We start from the raw sequence: 18,351 nt of genomic DNA on the forward strand, positions 1-18,351 counted from the left end.
CTATGGCGGCTGATATAAAGCCCGGCTACCCCCGGTCTACCCAAGGGGTTTAGCGGAAACTGTGTGCTTTCCCCCCGGAGGTACTAGGCTAAAGCGTTGATAAGCTTTGTGATCGCAATTCAATGGAGGACACTCACAGTGCAGTCCCTGAAGTCCGCCGCTCGCTGCGGTGCCATCATGTCAGTTACCGCCCTCTCCGCGCTGGCCTTGGCGTCCTGCTCGGCCGGTCATGTTGCGCAGACCGCGGAAAAGGTGATTGCTGTCGACGGTGCATCCGCAAGCTCCGAAGATGGCAAGGTGGCCGTACGTGACGTCACCATTCAGGTTGAGCCGGACACCGGTGAGACCTCCCTGAAGTTCGTTGCCGTGAACCAGGGCTACAAGGTCGATGACGTTACCCTCGAGTCCGTCAGCGTTGACGGCCAGGATGTGCCCCTGGAGGGCGTCGAGCCGCTTCCGCGCGATCATGCTCTCTACGCCGATTCCCAGGAGAACCTGGACCGCCTCCCCAAGGACGGCAAGGATAAGAACATCACTTATGTGACCACCTCCCTGGAGAATGAGGACTACGCCTTTGGCGGCTCCCGCCCGGTGACCTTCACCTTCAACACCGGCACCATTGAGGTTGATGCCACCGTGTCGGCCTCCCCGCTGCAGTCCGGTAACTATGACCGCGACCCGCAGTCCACCGAGGGCTACGCCGAGAACAAATAAGCCTTTTCTTCATAGATAAACCGCCCCAGCTGCCAAAGTTGTAGCCCGTGATTTAAAGATTCGGGAAAACTTCGTCAGTTGGGGCAGCTGCGTTTCGTATTAGTGTTTTCGCACATACACAAAGGCCACCGCATGAGATACCACGCGGTGGCCTTTTTCTACGGTGCCGGCGAGGCGCTTAGGCCTGAGAAGAGCCTGCGAGCGCGAGGACAACAATAGAGTTCACGATGCCCAGGGAGGACAGAGCAGCCGGAACCAGAAGAAGGTTCGGTGCCTGCGGGCCGCCGTACTTAACCATCTGATCCATAACCTGGTTCAACGGCTCCGGGTAGGTAGCTGCGGAAGCAGCCGGGGCGCCAGCAAATGCGACAGAGGTAGCAGCGGCCAGAGCAACGAGGGTGCGACGAATCTTCATTATGTCTCCTTGAAAAATCTGATGAACGTGTGGGGGCGGATTAGTTGAACAGCAGGTTGGACAGGAAGCCCAAGGAGGACAAAGCTGCCGGAACAAGAATAACGTTCTGAGCCTCGTAGCCAGCAGTGTTGGCGATCTGGGTCAGAACGGAGGCCAGCGGCTCCGGAGCCTGTGCAGCGGAAGCGGCGGGGGTACCAGCAGTTGCAACGGCTACGGCAGCACCAACGGCGACAAGAGTACGACGGATCTTCATGAAAACACCTTCGCGGGTCGGGAGAGTATAGGACCGGAGACACACAAACTTGGGACTGTGTTGTATGCCCCTCGCCGCGTAGTTTACCCCATCACTAGTGGGACGCCTCTCGTAGGCTAGATTCTCTCCACTCGGGGGTAACGCTTGTTTCTGCTGATGGAGCAACACAAACACGTGCCTGTCCACGCGGCTTACTAGAGTGTGAGACATGGCAAAAAAGGTTCGTCCCGTCCACACCTGCTCTGAGTGTGGCTTCGTCTCCCCCAAGTGGCTTGGCCGCTGCCCTGAGTGCGGCTCGTGGGGGACGCTGCAGGAAACCGCGGCAGCCCAAAGCAGTACCGCCGCCCAAGCCGCCATGTCTGGGCGGCGCCCCACCGGTTTGACTCCGACGAGCCCAGCGGTGCCGATAACGAAGGTCGGTGCGTCAGCGACGAAGGCCATCAATACCGGAATTGGGGAGCTTGACCGAGTCTTGGGCCGCGGCATCGTCCCCGGGTCGGTGGTGCTCATGGCGGGTGAACCGGGAGTCGGCAAATCCACTCTCCTGCTCGAGGTTGCTTCCCGCTGGGCGCAGCTAGGGCGCACTGCGCTGTATGCCACCGCGGAGGAATCCGCCGGTCAGGTCCGCGCCCGCGCTGAGCGCACCGGGGCTTTGCACGAAACGCTCTACCTTGCGGCTGAGTCGAATCTCGACGTCGTCTTTGGGCACGTGGAACAGCTCAAACCCAGCCTGCTCATCGTGGACTCCGTCCAAACCATGCACGCCGCCGGAGTCGAAGGCGTGGCTGGCGGCGTGGCCCAGTCGCGCGCGGTGACCGCTGCCCTGACCACGCTGGCCAAAACCACCGGCATCCCCATCCTCCTCGTCGGGCACGTAACCAAAGACGGCAACGTTGCCGGACCGCGCGTGCTTGAGCACCTCGTGGACGTCGTCCTGAATTTTGAAGGTGACCGTCAATCCTCTCTGCGCCTTCTCCGGGGCCTGAAGAACCGTTTCGGCGCCACCGATGAGATGGGGTGCTTCGAGCAGACAGCGTCCGGAATCCGGGAGGTCGCGGATCCTTCTGGCCTCTTCCTCTCCCACCGCGGCAGCACCCCGGATGGCTCGGCGGTGACCGTCGCCATGGATGGTGTGCGCCCCATTCTGGCTGAGGTCCAGGCACTCACCGTGGATCCTGTGGCGAAGAACCCACGGCGCGTGGTGACGGGGCTTGATGCCAACCGCGTTCCCATGGTGCTCGCAGTGCTCCAGGCCCGCGCGGGCGAACGCACCAACGACAAGGATGCCTATGTGGCCACGGTGGGAGGAATGAAAATTCAGGAGCCGGCAACGGACCTTGCCGTAGCCCTTGCCACGTGGTCCTCCTTGCACGAGCAACCGCTACCGGCGAAGACCGTTGTCATCGGGGAGGTTGGCCTCGCCGGAGAGGTGCGCCGCGTGCCCAACCTAGACCGTCGCTTGGCGGAAGCCGCCCGCTTGGGTTACCGCCATGCCCTAGTCCCGCCCGGAAAGGTGGAAACCAGCGGCGGCATGCGGGTGCACCAAGCGGCAACGCTGAGTGAGGCTATCGCCGCTGTTAAAGCAGGTTGAACGGGAGCGCTGGGGAGTAATTCTCACCGATGACGGAGTGTAGGAAGTAAGCACCCGGCTCGGCTTCCTCGCGGTCGGTGCACTTGCCTGGTTCGGAGCGCTTGCGGGACCAATCCGCCTGGAAGTAGCGGGTCTCACCGGATTTGAAGGTCTGCTTGCCGGTTTCCACCGAGGCATAGCAATCGGTATCGGCCCACACGCGCTCGTTAGAGCCCATCTTGTAGACCTCGAAGCGCAGCTGTTCCTCATCCAGATCTATGGAGCAATCTGCCGTTGTCGGGTTAAAGACCTCCAAGTAGAAGGTCGGCATCTTATCAGCCGGAACACTGTCCTCGTTGGTCTTGGCCAGCACCTTGAGGTCTTGGAGGGAACACGTCGTCTTGGTGGGATCAACGGTCAACTCGTCGGGCTTCGCCTCAGAGGATGGCGCTTCCTTATCCTGCTCACCTTCCTTCGGCTCAGCCGATTCCGAGGCTTCAGCGGAGCCCTCGGCCGCAGTGGACTCGGTTGTCTCCACCGCCGAGGTTGCTTCCTCCGACGGGGCCAAGGTATCCGAAGCCGCTGCTTGCTGTGATTCCGCTCCCGGTTCCTCCGAACCGCTAAAGAGCGCGGTGGCAGCCCAAATAAGAACGATCACGAGTACCAAGATCGCCACGAGCGCAGCAACGCGACGGCGAACATAGATCTCTCGCGGCAGCTGCTTCGGGGTACGGGATGGCTCAGTCACAGCTCTTAGTTTAAGGGGACTAGAGCCCAACCCGGGCCAGCCCGGAGCCGCGTGTCTTGAGCAGCGGCTTCTATGTGCTCACCCGAGGAACCGGGCGGGCACACGGATTATTCAACGCCGTGTAGGACGACGGTCTCCACGCTGGAATCCTCAAGGAGGTAGCGCAGGCCGACGATGCCGAGCGTTCCGGCGTCGAGAAGCTGGCGCGCAGCCGGGATGTCAGAGATGATCTGGGAAACCACCTGCGCGGTGTTTTCGCGCTCGAAGTCAGCGCGGTCTTCGCGGCCATCGCGCTTGGCCACCATCGAGGCCGCGGCAACTTGCTCGATGATCGGGCGTTGCAGGCCCGTGGGCAATTCGCCGCCATCCAGGAAGTCCTTAGCCGCGCCCACTGCACCGCAGGACTGATGCCCCATGACAACGAGCAGGTTGGCGTGGAGGTTTTCTAGGGCATAATCCAGCGAGGCCATCACCGCGCTGTCCAAAATGTGACCCGCGGTGCGAATGACAAAGGCATCGCCGAAACCAATGTTGAACACGTGCTCGATCGGCGCGCGGGAGTCCGAGCAGGCCAACACGATGACGCGCGGATCCTGGCCTTGGGTCAGGCCAGCGCGCAGCTTCGCGTCCTGGTTAACGGCGATGAGGTTGCCCGTAACGAGGCGTTGATTACCTTGCTGGAGGGCTTCCCACACCTTCTGCGGGTCTTGAGGGACATCTACTAAAGGCATGTTTCTTAGTCTAGACCCCGCCGCCCTACACTGAGGTGCCTATGGATACCCAAGCTGTCGTGGAATGGTTCGATGCTCATGAGCGCCCCCTGCCGTGGCGCCGGCCGGGTACCTCGGCGTGGGGTGTGCTCTTAAGCGAGGTCATGAGCCAACAAACCCCCGTCGCACGCGTAGCCCCGCAGTGGGAGGAGTGGATGCGCCGCTGGCCTACCCCACAGGACCTTGCGGCGGCCTCCAAGGCGGATGTCCTGCGCGCGTGGGGCAAGCTGGGCTACCCGCGCCGCGCACTGCGCTTATGGGAGTGCGCGAAGAAGATTGGTGAGGGGGAGGTCCCGGGAGACGTCGACAAGCTCTTGGCGTTGCCGGGAATTGGTGAGTACACCGCCCGTGCGGTGGCCTGTTTCCATTTTGGCCACAACGTTCCGGTGGTGGATACCAACGTCCGCCGCATCTACGCCCGCGCCGAGGAGGGGCGCTTCCTCGCCCCGACGCCCGCGAAACGCGAATTAGCACAGGTAGAAGCCTTGCTTCCGGAAGAGAACGGCCCGCGTTTTTCGGCCGCTCTCATGGAACTCGGTGCCTTGGTGTGCACGGCCAAGAACCCGGACTGTGCCGCCTGCCCTATTAAGGCCTCGTGCGCCTGGCAGCTCGCGGGCTGCCCAGAACCTAGTGCGGAGGAGACCGCGCGGGCTAAGAAACGCGTGCAAAAGTTCACCGGCACGGACCGACAGGTGCGGGGGCTGCTTCTCGACGTCCTGCGCGGCTCGCCCCACCCAGTTACCCAGGCCGACCTTGATGCGGTATGGCCGGACGCGGCGCAGCGCTCGCGGGCGCAGGCCTCGCTGCTCGAGGACGGGTTGATGGATGTCAACGACGAGGGTTTGTTCCACCTGCCGCACTAGGCACGTGTGAGAAGTCGATGAGGTGGCCGAAGGTCCAATCGCGGTCGGTCAACAAGCGGGCGAGGATAAGCCCGCAACCGATGGCCGCCACGGCCATCGAGGCGGTGGCGAAGTTGCTCAACGCTTGGTCCATGTTGCCCACGTTGAGGTGATAGACGGTGCGGAACATGGAGGTGCCCGGGATCATGATGACGGACGCGGGCACCGTCGTAGTGATGCGCGGCAGGTGTGCGTGTGTGGAGGCCACCGCGCCCAAGAGCCCGACGATGACACCGCCGGCGAAAGCGCCGACGTAGGCCGTGGCCCCGACCCCGATGAGGAGCAGGCGTACGAGGTTGGCCACCGTTCCCACCGCGGCCGCCACGAGGACCATGCGGCGCGAGGAGTTAAAAAGGAACGCGAATCCAGAAATGCCCAGGAAGCTGGCCGCCGCGGCGGCGAGGTACCACACGGGCTCATAGTCGGGGGTGCCCGGTTCCGGGGTCAGCTCCGTAGTCCAGCTGACCAGAGCCACGGTAAAGGTCGCAGCGGTGATCACCGTCAGCGCGTAAGTCAGGCGAGATAGCCCAGCCTCGAAGTCGAAGCGCGCGAGGTCAATGAGTGCGGAGAACAACGGGAAGCCGGGAATAAGGAAGAGCACCGCGGCCACGTAACCCGAGGAAAACTCCGACGGATCCGCCACCCCGGCGACGGCTACAGCCTCGGTGGTGAAGAAGTACACGAGGCTAGCCACCGTTCCGGCCGCCACGATGCAGCCCAGCTGATGAACGTGCTTGCCGTGTAGGACCGCGCGGGTGAGCTGACCACAAAAAGCGGCGAGGGCCACCAGCAGAATCGCAAGCGGTGTGAAGAAGTTCAGGACCGCAAAAGAGGCGCACGCAATCGCCGCCGCGGCTGCCAAGAACCAACGATTCCACCGCTTAACCACCGTCGACTCGATGGAATCAAGCATCTCTGTAAGATCTTCGGCCGTAATGCCCGCGTACAGCCTGTGGTGGGTAAGGTCCTCCAGCGCCTCAATGCGGGAGGCGTCAACTGCCGGCGAATGCTGCTGGGCCACCACGGTACGAAACTCGCGGCCACGGTGAAACGTGCATGTTATCTGGGTGACGCCAACGTTGGCGTCGAGCCGATCAAAGCCGAGCGCGCGGGCGGCACGTTTCATGCCGCGTAGCACGCGGTAGCCGGACGTTCCCGCCCCCATGAGCATCATGCCTAAGCGCAAGACGACGTCGGCCTCGTACCCCATGCGGACATAGTCGCTGTTGGGGTGAGAAGTCATTAGCGCCAGCGTCCCCGGAAATTCAGTCCGCCGGGCAGGTTGACCCACATGCCGCCACGGGAGTTAAAGGTCACGGGGCCAACCTTCGTCGACATCGACGCACCGGAACCGGAAACGTTGATCCAGCTATTCTTTCCGGTCTTCTTGCGCTTGCGAAAATAGATTCCCATGCGCGCTAGCTTAGCGCAGCGAAGTCGCTGCGCACCGGCGACAGAGCGATTACCCTTACGGCACGAATCTGATCTCTCCTCGCGCACTCGTGGCGGCCCTCGCGCTCGCGGCTACCGCAGTGGCATCAGCGGCGCCCACCAACTGCCAGGCTTCCTAAGACTTAGTGCAGACCGTCCAGGGATGAAAATGGCTCCTCTGCCTCGATGTCATGCAGGGGCACGCGTGCCCAAGGCGAATCACTGTGTGCGAGCAACTCGGTGAGCCGTTGCGATTGATCCTTCATCGCAGCGGCGACGTCGGGCTCACCGTCACTTGCCCAGATCATTCGACCCCACCAGAAGCTTGCGGCTACGTCAGCCCACGACACGAAGTAGCGCTGCAGGGCCGCCACGGCCTTATCTGAAATCTGAAGGAACTCTTCTGGAGAGATCCAACCCAGCTCCGTTGCCGGACCACCGACGTTGTGAATTCGGATTATGTCCCATGCGCGAGTCGTGGCGGGCAATGCCGGGGCTGCTGCTTTGGCAAAGCCCTCCGAACGCAACATCCTTACGAGGTAGCGGAACTTATGTTCTCCACGACGCGGATCCGCGCCTTGGGCAACAAAGAAGTCTTTAAGGAACTCGACCTTTTCCTCCACTTCCGCATCTAGCTCGCGCTCGGGGACGTCCTTCACGGCGTATGCGAGCGGTAAAATAAAGTCATTTTCCACGTGCTGACTGCCTTCGAGCAACACGTCAATAGCCTGGTGCGCTTCCTGTGCACCAGTGACCCCCCAGTTTTGCTCGAGAGATGCTTTGTAGTACTTGGCCGTCCTTGCATTGATGTCCTCAACCCCTAGCGGAGTCGCAAACGCCTTATTGCTCTTGTATATCATTCCCCAAGAGTGGCGGCGCACTTCATCTTTGCTCGGCGCCGGTTCCGGCCACGGGAACTTTGTAAGGCGGTAGATCCAAGTATCATCAAACTTTGCTGGCGTGAACGTTGAGCTCATATCTTCACAAAGTACCGAGGTTCCCAACGTGGATCCGTGGCGCCCCCTCCGTCACCCCTATGTTGGGGAGTGACGGACGCCATATCGCAGCACACACAGTCATCATTTTTGATGTGTTGTTAGTCTCGTGTGCATGACAGGACCCCAAATTGCATTGACAGACCGGCCAGATCTCGGCGCCGCGCTTAAACGTGCTGGTGATTCCGAGATTGTGCACACTGCCGCCGCAGCCGTTGTGGAAGGCCTTGGTGTCGACGAGATTGTCTTGGAAGCCGCCCCCACGAAAGCAAGCGGGGTGGATGGTGCCGCGTTTGTCACCAACCGTAGGATCCTCGTGACCGCCGATAAGAAGGATCCATCTCATTTTGAGTTCCTTGAACTGGACAGCCTCGGCAACGTCACAGTTCTGCCCTACAAGGGTGGCTGGGCCGTCGTGGCTCAGCTCTACAGCACCTACAAAGTGTGGAGCGGGTTCACGGAGAAGGCCGCGCGTCGCGTGCAGTTTGCCGCCCAGTGGGCCCTGACCGCAGGCCGGGAGGCACGAACGGAGGCCTCGCGCGCGGTGTCTTCGGAAGAACTTTTTAAGCGATGGAAAGAAAACAAGCACCGTCTCAATCGCAACAGCGTGGAAGAGCGCGTTGCGTCGATGCACTCCCTGTATTCCGACATTGATTCACGGTGGTGGACTGAATAATGAGCAGACTTGCATACCCGGGTTCGCCCGACCACTTTAACGGGGCAGAAGACACCTCACACATCGAAGAAGGCCAGGTAATTGCGGATAATGGCTACCGCCATTTCATCAAGCACGGCTCACCACTAGACGCCGGCACGTCTCCGAAGAGCGCCTCGGGCACCGCCTCACCCTCGTCGAACCCCACCGCGGGAACCACAGGCACCCACTCCAATGACTCAAAGCAGGGTCTCAGCGTTAAGAAGCAGCTGTTGCTCCTTCCGCTCGTGATCGCGGTCATCGTGGTGGTAGCGATTGGCTACGTTGCACTTAAAGACGCGCTCTTTGGTGATAAATCAGAGGATTCGGCTGCTCCCGAACAACCGGCCGCTGAGGCACCTGCCGATTCTGGGGCTTCCAACGGTGGCGCTACCGGCGCGACCGGTGGAGCAACCACTGGCGACACTCAAAGTGGCCTCACCCCTGCTGACCAAGCACCCGAGCCGATTACTGACTTCGTGGAGGCTTGCACGGATTATGAAGTGGTGTTCAGCTACTACGGCGCGGATAACTCCCCTGCCCCAGAAGCAATGGGCACCAACTGCTCCGTGGATACGACGAAAGCACCTGAGGTTGGTTACGTGGTCTTCACCGATGACCCTGCCGCCACCGCCGCCGTTCGTGACGGCAAGCCCGTCCTAGACGGCATTGAGATTCCGGCAGAATCAACGCGTGGCTCCACATTCAAAGCACAGCGAGTCGAGTCCCTCATCACTGTTCAGGAAATCCTCCCAGATGATAAGGGAATCGTTGAGTACATGATCAAAAATAATGACCCTGAGGTGGCAAAGAAAGCTCTGGTAGACCTCGGCGTGGCCAAGTAGAGCTAGAACGCGCACTTCTACCCGCCGCCTTCTGTTTTCATTTTATTGTCAATAAGAGTCGGTGGTGATAAGCTGAGTGCATGGCACACGAGCACCACGACCACGATCACTCCGGCACACCGCTACGCGCACTCCTCATAGCGCTGAGCATTACCGGCACCGTCTTCTTCGCGGAGCTGATCGGCGGCTGGTTGGCGGGCTCAATGGCGCTGATGGCCGATGCGATGCACATGCTTTCCGACGCCGCCGGGCTCATCATTGCGGTGATTGCGGTGTTGATTGGGCGTCGACAAGCATCAGCCCAGGCCACATACGGCTACCGGCGAGTGGAGGTGCTTGCGGCGCTGGCAAATGCGGTGATGGTGCTGGCGATCTCGGTGTGGATTGTCGTCGAAGCGGTGCGCCGCCTACAGAACCCGGCCGAGGTGCAGGGCGAGGCAATGCTGATCATCGCGGGCATCGGTCTCGTGGCGAATGCACTGTCGGCGTGGGTGCTCCACCGGCACCGCGAATCCTCAATTAACGTGGAGGGCGCGTTCTTGCACGTGCTGGTGGATTTGCTCGGCTCGGTCGCCGTGATTGTGGCGGGCATCGTGGTGCTGACCACGGGGTTTGTGGCGGCGGACGTGATCGCCTCCCTCGTGATCGCGGCGATGGTGCTGCCGCGCGCCTGGCAGCTCATGCGGTTGTCGGCGAGCGTGCTGCTCGAGCAGGTTCCGGCGGGCTTCGACGCCAGCGTGATCGAGCCCGCGCTGCGGCAGGTCGAGGGCGTTGCCGATATCCATGACCTGCACCTGTGGAGCCTGGATGGTGTAAACGTGCTCACGACCGTGCACATCGTGCGCGACGGCACCGTCGACACCGGCCCACTGTTGGATGCCGCCCAGCAGGCTCTGCGTGAACACGGCATCGAGCACTCCACCATCCAGATCGAACACCCGGAGCACGAATCCCACGAGACCGTGTGCTGATTCCTTTTAATTAGTCGGTGGGATAGCCCACCCACCGGTCACACAAAGAAAGCCCCGATCCGCACGAAGTTCACATGCGGTTCGGGGCTATTCCTTATGGGCCCAGTGTGGGTCCCGAGTCAGTGCTTAGAGCGGCTGGCCAGCACCGGCACCTGCCGGCGGCGGGTTGCCGTCATCACCATCATCGTTGTGGGATTCCTCAGCGGAGTCGCTACCTGACTCGTCGAGGACGTCCGGGGTGACAGTGTCGGGGCCATCGGAGTCTGGGCCGTGAGTTTCGGCGTCGATTTCGGTGGCCAGTTCCTCATCGGCCTCACGCACGGCGGTCTCCTCGAGATCCTTGTCGAAGGTGTCCTCCGGCAGAGGGCGCGGACGCGGGGTGAAGGTGAAGGTGGCAGAAGAGTTGTCCTTGGACTCGCCGTCCCAGCCTTCAACGTCCACGGTGATGATTTCGCCCGCACCGATTTCGCCGAAGAGGATCTTCTCGGAGAGCTGATCCTCAATCTCGCGCTGGATGGTGCGGCGCAGCGGACGAGCACCCAAGACCGGGTCGAAGCCGCGCTGAGCCAGCAGATCCTTGGCCTTCTGGGTGAGCTCAATGCCCATGTCACGCTCGGAAAGCTGCTTCTCCACGCGGGCGATGAGCAGCTCCACCATCTCGACAATCTGCTCCTGCGTGAGCTGGTGGAAGACCACAATCTCATCAATACGGTTCAGGAACTCAGGGCGGAAGTGCTTCTTCAGCTCGTCGTTGACCTTGTTCTTCATGCGCTCGTACTGCGCATCGGCGTCATTCTCCGAAGAGCCGGTAAAGCCCAGTCCCACGGCCTTCGAGATGTCCTGGGTACCCAGGTTGGAGGTGAAAATGAGCACCGTGTTCTTGAAGTCCACCACGCGGCCCTGACCATCGGTCAGGCGGCCATCCTCCAACACCTGCAGAAGGGTGTTGTAGATCTCCTTGTGGGCCTTCTCGATCTCATCGAAGAGCACCACGGAGAAAGGCTTACGGCGAACCTTCTCGGTCAGCTGGCCGCCCTCTTCGTAACCAACGTAACCCGGAGGGGCACCGAAGAGGCGGGACGCGGTGAAGCGATCGTGGAACTCACCCATATCGATCTGGATGAGGTCATCATCCGAACCGAAGAGGAAGTTAGCCAAGGACTTCGACAGCTCCGTCTTACCCACACCGGACGGGCCAGCGAAGATGAAGGAACCAGAAGGACGACGCGGGTCCTTCAGGCCAGCACGGGTGCGGCGGATGGCGCGGGAGACGGCCTTGACGGCATCGTCCTGGCCAATGATGCGCTTGTGCAGCTCCTCTTCCATGTTGAGGAGGCGGTTGGATTCCTTCTCAGTAAGCTTGAGAACCGGAATACCGGTCCAGTGAGCGAGGACCTCTGCGATCTGCTCCTCACCAACCTCGGCGATTTCCTCCAAGTCACCGGAGCGCCACTGCTTCTCCTTCTCCGCACGCTCTTCACCGAGCTTGCGCTCCTTATCGCGCAAACCAGCAGCCTTTTCAAAGTCCTGCGCGTCAATCGCCGCTTCCTTTTCCTTGCGGACCTCGGCGATGCGGTCATCGACTTCACGCAGACCTTCCGGAGCGGTCATACGCTTAATACGCATGCGGGCACCGGCCTCATCGAGGAGGTCGACAGCCTTATCCGGCAGGAAGCGGTCATTGATGTAGCGGTCAGACAGGGAGGCCGCTGCCTTCAGCGCCTCATCGGTGTAGGAGACACGGTGATGTGCCTCGTACTTATCGCGCAGACCCTTGAGGATGAGGATGGTGTCATCGAGAGAAGGCTCGTCCACCTTGACCGGCTGGAAGCGGCGCTCGAGAGCAGCATCCTTCTCAATGTGCTTGCGGTACTCATCCAAGGTGGTGGCACCAATAGTCTGCAGTTCGCCGCGAGCCAGCTTCGGCTTCAACAGCGAAGCGGCATCGATAGCGCCCTCGGCGGCACCGGCGCCGACCAGGGTGTGGATCTCATCGATGAAGAGGATGATGTCACCGCGCTGGTTAATCTCCTTGAGCACCTTCTTCAGGCGTTCCTCGAAGTCACCGCGGTAGCGCGAACCGGCCACCAGGGAGCCCAGGTCCAGCGAGTAGAGCTGCTTATCCTTAAGGGTCTCCGGGACCTTGCCGTTAACGATATCGAGGGCCAGACCTTCGACCACGGCGGTCTTACCCACGCCGGGCTCACCGATGAGCACCGGGTTATTCTTCGTGCGGCGGGACAGCACCTGCATAATGCGCTCGATCTCAGAATCGCGGCCCACTACCGGGTCCAGCTTGCCATCACGCGCCGCCTGGGTGAGGTTGCGGCCGAACTGGTCCAGCACCAGGGAGTTGGAACGCTCACCGGAGCCGCCTGGGCCGCCACGTCCACCCTGGCCAGCGCCGGCACCGGCGCCCACCGGACCTGCACCACCCTGGGACTGGTTGCCCTCTCCCTCGTTGCCCTCATAGCCGGAGAGCAGCTGGATAACCTGCTGGCGAACACGCGGCAAGTCAGCGCCCAACTTCGTCAGCACCTGGGCTGCTACGCCATCGCCCTCGCGGATGAGGCCAAGCAGTAGGAATTCGGTGCCGATGTACTTGTGGCCCATCTGAAGGCCCTCACGCAGGGAGAGCTCGAGGACCTTCTTGGCGCGCGGGGTGAAGGGGATGTGGCCGGTGTGCGGCTGAGAACCTTGACCAATAATCTCTTCCACCTCACGGCGGACATCCTCCAGCGAGATGCCCATGGACTCCAAGGCCTTGGCTGCTACACCTTCACCTTCGTGGATAAGTCCCAGGAGGATGTGCTCGGTGCCGATGTAATTGTGGTTGAGCATGCGTGCTTCCTCCTGCGCCAAAACGATGACGCGGCGAGCACGGTCAGTAAACCTCTCGAACATTACCTCTTACCTTTCGCTCTAAATGTGTCATCCACTCTAACGCGCGGGGAGGACACTCCATCCACGATTTCTCTCCCCCTCTTCCACTAAACCTACATTTCCGCAGGTAAAGGCACTGTACGCCGGTAGCGAACAGGTCATGATGAAGCCGCTTTTCGCACTAACCTGCCACAGAGGCTTCGCCACCTTAGAATGAAGAGGATTCTATATATCTCATCATCGACCCCTCCACGAAGGATTTCCTCTCATCGTGACTATGCTCCCAGAATTTTTCACCACCCAGCACCAGCTGCGCCAAAAGGCAGTCTTGGACCAAGGAGCGGACTCCACGCTCTTCCTCGTGGAAGATCCTTCACATGACGAGCTGCTCGTGGAGATATACAACCCAGAGGACCGTGGTGTGCTCCGCCAGTCCGGCGTCGTGGGGCAACTACAGCACAGCGCCATCGCCCCCATCGTAGGCACGGGAACGATGAACAACGGTCAAGAATTCTTCGTGCGCCGCAGCCTGCCAGGTGAGCAGCTGTCGAATTTCACTTCCTCTGGCATCGGCGCGCAGCACCTTTCCCGGGAGGAGGCCATCGCTGTCTTCGCCCCTTTGGCTGACGCCACCGATTTCCTGCTCCAGAAGGGCCGCAATAATTTCGCTCTCCGCGCGCTCAATCCGCGCCGCATCATCCTGACCAATAACCGCTCGAACGCCTTCTTCGCAGCAGTCGGCCCAGCTACGGGCTCCGAGGCCCCCACTGCAACAGCGAAGGAGGCAATCGACCGCCTGGCACAACTCCTCGCCGCCGCCTATCCTTCCTTCCGCGCAGCAGGCGCTTATACCTCGGCGGCCGCCGTTGTTGATTCTCTCCGAAATGCTGGAGCAGGGATGGCCAGCGCCAGCGCGGCAAGCGCAGGTGCCACCACCACGCCTAGCGCCGACGCCGCCGCGGGTACGCCACAGTGGCAACCGGAACAGCATTACGCTGCTGCCCAGCAAGGAGAATGGGGAACGCAGCCGCAAGCGCCGGTTCCCGCTTCCACCCCTGCAGAAGACTCCGCTCAGCGCGGGTCGACCTCGAAGAGCAAGGTCTTTGCTGGCCTTGGTGTGGGCCTTGTCCTTTTAGCCCTCATCGGCGGCCTGCTGTGGTTCTTCTTGGGCCGTCCGGCGTGGTCTGAGGAGGAGCAAGCGCTGGTCGACGACCACCCAGGACTCATCAGCTCCCGTCCCGGTGGGGAGGGCTTCGACGGTGCCACCTGCGAGTCCCGCGAGCCGGAGGATGGTCAGGACGCGAAGATTACCTGCGTTGGCGACGGTGTGGGCTACTCGGTGGCGAGGTACGGGGACGTCGCCAAGCGCGACGCAGCTGCCCCAACACAGGATGCGCAGGAACTGTCCAACGGCCAGTGCACCGTACGCAGCTATGACGTTTCTGATTCCGAGCCAGTCTTCTACATGAGCACCGAAGACTCCGCGGACGCCGTCCTCGTGTGGGGTGAGGACGCCGAAGAACTTCGCCTGAACATGCCGCTGTGCTAAGCCGCACGCTCACTCGGCGCAGCTAGTCTGCGCCGTTAGTCCACACGCTTAAGCAGCGGTGCAATCACCGCAATGGCGATACCGGCCACGCCGGCAAAGAGGAAAGCCCAATGCGTTCCCTGTGCCGTCGCTGCGGCGGGCCCCATCCCCGCGGCGGCGCCAGCCTGGGTGCCGCGTGTGAGGAAGACTACGAGCAAAGCCGTTCCCGTCGCGCCAGCCAACTGCTGGAAGGTGTTCATGATGGCCGAACCGTGCGAGTAAAGCTTCTCCGGAAGCGAGGACAGCGCTGTGGTCATCAGCGGCGTCATCATCAAGCACATGCCGAGGGAGAAGATCACGTGCATGCCCACGACCATCCACAGGGCTGAGTTCTCACCCAAGATGACCATAAGCCACAGGCTGGCCACCATGAACAGTGAGCCCGGAATCATGAGTGGACGCGGGCCATAGGAATCGAAGAGCCGGCCCACGATCGGGGAAAGGAAAGCCTGGAGGATGCCGCCGGGCATCACCGCCAATCCCGTGGCAAAGGCGGTGACGCCCAAGGTCGTTTGCAGGTAGATGGGCAAGACCGTGACCATTCCCAGCATGAGCCCAAAGGACAGGAGGAGGATGATCACCGCGAGAGTGAAATTGCGGACGCGGAAAGGACGCAGGTCCATCAGTGCGCGGTCCTCCAGTGCCAAGCGCTGCTGGCGACGGATAAATACAATGAGCGCGATGACGCCGACCACGGTAACGGCGATATCCACCCAGGCGCCGCCCTCCAGCATCTTTTCCATCGAGGACAGACCATAAATCAGCCCGCCAAACGCGAAGGCGGAAAGGACGACGGAGAGGCCATCGAGCGGAGTATCGCGGTTCTCACCCACATTGCTCAATCGCCAGAGCCCAAAGGTGAGAATAAGGGCGACGAGCGGCGCCATGGCCCAGAAGATGACGTGCCAGGTGAAGCGGTTCAGAATCGCCCCGCCGACTGTGGGGCCAAGCGCCGGGGCAACGGAGATAACCACAGAGATGATGCCCATTACCGTGCCGCGGCGCTGCGCTGGGACCAGCGTCATGGCCACGGTCATCAGCGTAGGAATCATCAGCGCGGTTCCGCCGGCTTGCAAGATGCGGCCCAGGAGCAGAATGACGAAGCTCGGGGCGAGGGCCGCCACCACGGTGCCAACCAGGAAGAGTCCTGCGGAGGCGGTGAAAATCTGCCGCGTGCTAAGCCTCTCCAGCAAGAAGCCGGTGGTCGGAATGACGACGGCCATGGTGAGCATGAATCCCGTCAACAGCCATTGGGCGCTCGTAGCAGGAATGGAGAAGTCCGCCATAATGGCTGGTAGCGCAACGGAGAGCGAGGTCTCATTGAGAATCATGACCATCGCCCCCAGCACCAGGATGCTGAGGTTAATTATCACCTTCGAGGGAATCTCAGCGGACATGCGGCCAGCCACACCTTTCTGTTTCTCTGCTCTGGGGATATTCGCGCCAACGCTTCCGCAGTCTGCGCGCAAGGAGTTTAGAGTACTCGCAAGGTAGCCGGGGATGCCACATGAGCCGGGGCAGCGAAGTTTCCTCGCTCCCCGGCAGTTGGTGGGGCTTTAAGGGATCGTTTCCATGTTGCGGGACGTGATGACCACGACGCTGCCACCGCTGTCCAAGCTGCAGCCCAACAAACGGTTTTCTGGGGTATCCTCCCACAGTTTCGGCGCACCGTAAGCACAGTGCCCCAGGTCCGTGGTGAGGTGGCCACGGTTTCCGCCCTCGCCAGCCTGCCAGTCATGGTTAGCGTATTCATCCAGCAATTCCATGGCGTCATTGCAATTCGTGCCGTCCTCTTGCACGTAGACCAAACCGGTGTCTTCACCACGCGTACCGCTTTCACCGCACACCGTTCCGGTGTTGGCGATGCCATTCGCATCTGGCTTCGCTGGGAAGGTATCGGAGTAGTACTGGCCATCGTCCTTGACGGTGAAGTGGTGCCCGTTCGCCTTGACCACAAACTCGTTGCCACTGAGTGCTTCAAAGGTTCCACCGTCAAAGCTCACGGTCTCGCCCTCGTTGAGCGTTGCAACTTCGGTCGGTGTATAGAACTCAATGGCCCACACCGGGAAGAAGCCGCGGTCGCCGAGGTAGCTCACCGCGTTTGACCTCCAGCTCTGCATGACCGGCCCCGGATAAATTGGCGGATCGGCAAATTCGACCTTGCAGTTCGGGGCATCGGCCTCTTCGTGGATGAGGCAGAGGACGCGCCCATCCGGGCTCTTGACCGCTGGGATGGGGTTCGGAATCGTCGCTAGGTTGCCACCCGCCATAAAGTCCTGCGGATCGCGTTCCTTCAGGCCGCCGGGTTTGTCTTTATCGGGCTTGGCGCTGCTCGACGCCGCGGCCTCGGTAGAGCTACTGGAGGCAGATTCAGAACTGGCGGAGCTGGCTGAGTTCTGTTGAAACTGTGGCTCATCGCCCGCCGGCTCGCTCGTCGAAGAACACGAAGCCGCGGCGCAGGCCATGAGGGAGGCAGAAAGGATAGAGAGAAGCTTCTTCATAACAATCATCGTCCCACGAAATAGTGTTATGCCACTAGTTTTCCGAGTGTTTCGGGTCTTCGGGGTGTGCAGCGTCAAGAAGAACAACGCGACCGATACCGGATAAATCTTCGCAATGAATCCGACGTGCATACGGATTAGGTGTCTCAACGAATTCCGGTTCTCTGTGAGAGCACTTCCAGCCGTCAAGCTCCAGGATTCCCCGGGTGTTCACTTCTTTTATGTCCCACTCGTAGTTGACGTACTTGTCCACGATCTCCATTGCAGTCGTGCAATTCGTACCGTCTGTCTGCACAAAGACTTTCTGGCGTCCAAAATTGGTGTCGGTCTCGCCGCAGACAGTACCCACGGGCGCATAGCCATTGGTGTCCGGCTTCAGCGGATAAGTATCCGCCGAAAACTGGCCGCCGTCCTTCACTGTGAAATGGTGGTCTTGGACCTGAACCGTGAATTCATCCGCACTGGGGGCTTCAAAAATCACGCCGTTGATATCGACTTTCTCGCCTTCCTCCAGCTGCTGTGAAGGAACCTGGTCCCCGGCATCCACCACGCCCTTGGGGAAGAAACCGGCACCTTCTATATAGCTGACCATGTTTGCTTCCCATTGCGGGTTCTCGGGGTCAGGCAGGATGGGCGGGTTTTCAAAGCCAACGAAGCACCACGGCCCTTGAGAGCCCTCATGCAGAGAACACGACACCCTGCCGTCCGGGCTCCTCACTCCCCAGGCCACCGTGGTCTCATACCTGAACCCAGTGGCGCGGAAGTCCTCGGCATCGCGTTCTTTGAGGCCCGAAGGTTGAGAGCCAAACCCCGGCTCGCGATCTGTGGAATCGCTTTCTTCGGCGCTATCAGAGCTTTGCGCACTGCTTTGAGAACCCGAGGACTCCACAACTTCGAATCGATGAGTTTCCTGGGTTCCTTCATCAGAAGAACACGCAACCAAGCCAGCCGTTACAAGCGGCAGTGTGAGAAGAGAGAATAGCTTTTTCATGCTTTGTATTGTTCCACGCAGGCAGGCCTCTCGCTGAGTGATGTGTGCTGCGGCGACAAACTGAAAGCACCGCCAAAACA

General features: G+C 60.9%; 18 protein-coding genes. 7 read left to right on the plus strand and 11 right to left on the minus strand.

Annotated elements, in window-relative coordinates:
• Positions 1–138 precede the first annotated feature (138 nt).
• The gene (locus tag HMPREF2996_RS03520) at positions 139–714 is read left to right on the plus strand and encodes a hypothetical protein (RefSeq protein ID WP_070445962.1); all 576 of its coding nucleotides are present in this window, start codon (positions 139–141) and stop codon (positions 712–714) included.
• A gap of 178 nt (positions 715–892) precedes the next feature.
• Here HMPREF2996_RS03520 and HMPREF2996_RS03525 read toward each other — a convergent pair whose 3' ends face one another.
• Positions 893–1,129, minus strand: coding sequence for a hypothetical protein (locus tag HMPREF2996_RS03525; RefSeq protein WP_070711555.1), 237 nt, complete (start codon positions 1,127–1,129; stop codon positions 893–895).
• Between the two features lie 40 nt (positions 1,130–1,169).
• Positions 1,170–1,382: a hypothetical protein gene (locus tag HMPREF2996_RS03530; RefSeq protein ID WP_070711556.1), complete on the minus strand. Its 213-nt coding sequence runs from the start codon at positions 1,380–1,382 to the stop codon at positions 1,170–1,172.
• Between the two features lie 208 nt (positions 1,383–1,590).
• Here HMPREF2996_RS03530 and radA point away from each other — a divergent pair, with 208 nt between their 5' ends.
• Positions 1,591–2,973: a DNA repair protein RadA gene (gene radA / locus HMPREF2996_RS03535; RefSeq protein WP_070730125.1), complete on the plus strand. Its 1,383-nt coding sequence runs from the start codon at positions 1,591–1,593 to the stop codon at positions 2,971–2,973.
• Here the strand turns inward: radA and HMPREF2996_RS03540 are convergent.
• Positions 2,960–3,700 (minus strand): hypothetical protein, encoded by a 741-nt coding sequence (locus tag HMPREF2996_RS03540; RefSeq protein ID WP_070445957.1) that lies wholly within the window; start codon positions 3,698–3,700, stop codon positions 2,960–2,962. The genes radA and HMPREF2996_RS03540 overlap by 14 nt on opposite strands.
• A 107-nt stretch (positions 3,701–3,807) precedes the next feature.
• Entirely contained in the window at positions 3,808–4,431 is a 624-nt protein-coding gene (locus HMPREF2996_RS03545; RefSeq protein WP_070730127.1) for a carbonic anhydrase, read from the minus strand.
• A gap of 41 nt (positions 4,432–4,472) precedes the next feature.
• On the opposite strand from HMPREF2996_RS03545, the gene HMPREF2996_RS03550 reads away from it, so the two are divergent.
• Positions 4,473–5,333 (plus strand): HhH-GPD family protein, encoded by an 861-nt coding sequence (locus tag HMPREF2996_RS03550; RefSeq protein WP_070730129.1) that lies wholly within the window; start codon positions 4,473–4,475, stop codon positions 5,331–5,333.
• Here the strand turns inward: HMPREF2996_RS03550 and HMPREF2996_RS03555 are convergent.
• The 3 genes from HMPREF2996_RS03555 to HMPREF2996_RS03560 form a co-directional block, all read right to left on the minus strand.
• A complete protein-coding gene (locus HMPREF2996_RS03555) occupies positions 5,299–6,615 on the minus strand; it encodes a threonine/serine exporter family protein (protein WP_070730131.1) in 1,317 nt (438 codons plus the stop codon). The genes HMPREF2996_RS03550 and HMPREF2996_RS03555 overlap by 35 nt on opposite strands.
• On the minus strand, positions 6,615–6,785 hold the full coding sequence (locus HMPREF2996_RS12425; protein WP_010188861.1) for a DUF4236 domain-containing protein: 171 nt from the start codon (positions 6,783–6,785) through the stop codon (positions 6,615–6,617). Before HMPREF2996_RS12425 ends, HMPREF2996_RS03555 begins: the two co-directional genes overlap by 1 nt.
• Positions 6,786–6,946: 161 nt before the next feature.
• Positions 6,947–7,780, minus strand: coding sequence for a DUF1266 domain-containing protein (locus tag HMPREF2996_RS03560; RefSeq protein ID WP_070730133.1), 834 nt, complete (start codon positions 7,778–7,780; stop codon positions 6,947–6,949).
• Between the two features lie 133 nt (positions 7,781–7,913).
• Between HMPREF2996_RS03560 and HMPREF2996_RS03565 the strand changes: the two genes are divergently transcribed.
• The 3 genes from HMPREF2996_RS03565 to HMPREF2996_RS03575 all read left to right on the plus strand — a co-directional run bounded on the left by HMPREF2996_RS03565 (position 7,914) and on the right by HMPREF2996_RS03575 (position 10,308).
• On the plus strand, positions 7,914–8,474 hold the full coding sequence (locus tag HMPREF2996_RS03565) for a hypothetical protein (RefSeq protein WP_070711563.1): 561 nt from the start codon (positions 7,914–7,916) through the stop codon (positions 8,472–8,474).
• Positions 8,474–9,337 carry a hypothetical protein gene (locus HMPREF2996_RS03570; RefSeq protein WP_070730135.1) on the plus strand — a complete coding sequence of 288 codons (864 nt, stop codon included), beginning with the start codon at positions 8,474–8,476 and terminating at the stop codon, positions 9,335–9,337. Before HMPREF2996_RS03565 ends, HMPREF2996_RS03570 begins: the two co-directional genes overlap by 1 nt.
• 80 nt (positions 9,338–9,417) lie before the next feature.
• Positions 9,418–10,308 (plus strand): cation diffusion facilitator family transporter, encoded by an 891-nt coding sequence (locus HMPREF2996_RS03575; RefSeq protein WP_070645562.1) that lies wholly within the window; start codon positions 9,418–9,420, stop codon positions 10,306–10,308.
• A 126-nt stretch (positions 10,309–10,434) separates the two neighbouring features.
• Here the strand turns inward: HMPREF2996_RS03575 and HMPREF2996_RS03580 are convergent, their stop codons facing one another.
• Entirely contained in the window at positions 10,435–13,212 is a 2,778-nt protein-coding gene (locus tag HMPREF2996_RS03580; protein ID WP_070711566.1) for an ATP-dependent Clp protease ATP-binding subunit, read from the minus strand.
• A gap of 256 nt (positions 13,213–13,468) precedes the next feature.
• Here HMPREF2996_RS03580 and HMPREF2996_RS03585 point away from each other — a divergent pair, with 256 nt between their 5' ends.
• A complete protein-coding gene (locus HMPREF2996_RS03585) occupies positions 13,469–14,740 on the plus strand; it encodes a serine/threonine protein kinase (protein WP_070445922.1) in 1,272 nt (423 codons plus the stop codon).
• Positions 14,741–14,775: 35 nt separating this feature from the next.
• Here HMPREF2996_RS03585 and HMPREF2996_RS03590 read toward each other — a convergent pair whose 3' ends face one another.
• From HMPREF2996_RS03590 to HMPREF2996_RS03600, 3 genes are all read right to left on the minus strand, one after another.
• Entirely contained in the window at positions 14,776–16,176 is a 1,401-nt protein-coding gene (locus tag HMPREF2996_RS03590) for an MDR family MFS transporter (protein ID WP_070445919.1), read from the minus strand.
• A gap of 159 nt (positions 16,177–16,335) precedes the next feature.
• Positions 16,336–17,280: a hypothetical protein gene (locus tag HMPREF2996_RS03595; RefSeq protein ID WP_070446070.1), complete on the minus strand. Its 945-nt coding sequence runs from the start codon at positions 17,278–17,280 to the stop codon at positions 16,336–16,338.
• 34 nt (positions 17,281–17,314) lie between these two features.
• A complete protein-coding gene (locus tag HMPREF2996_RS03600; protein WP_070730136.1) occupies positions 17,315–18,271 on the minus strand; it encodes a hypothetical protein in 957 nt (318 codons plus the stop codon).
• Positions 18,272–18,351 lie beyond the last annotated feature (80 nt).

Source organism: Corynebacterium sp. HMSC066C02 (assembly GCF_001814945.1).
In the GTDB taxonomy this organism is placed as follows: domain Bacteria; phylum Actinomycetota; class Actinomycetes; order Mycobacteriales; family Mycobacteriaceae; genus Corynebacterium; species Corynebacterium aurimucosum.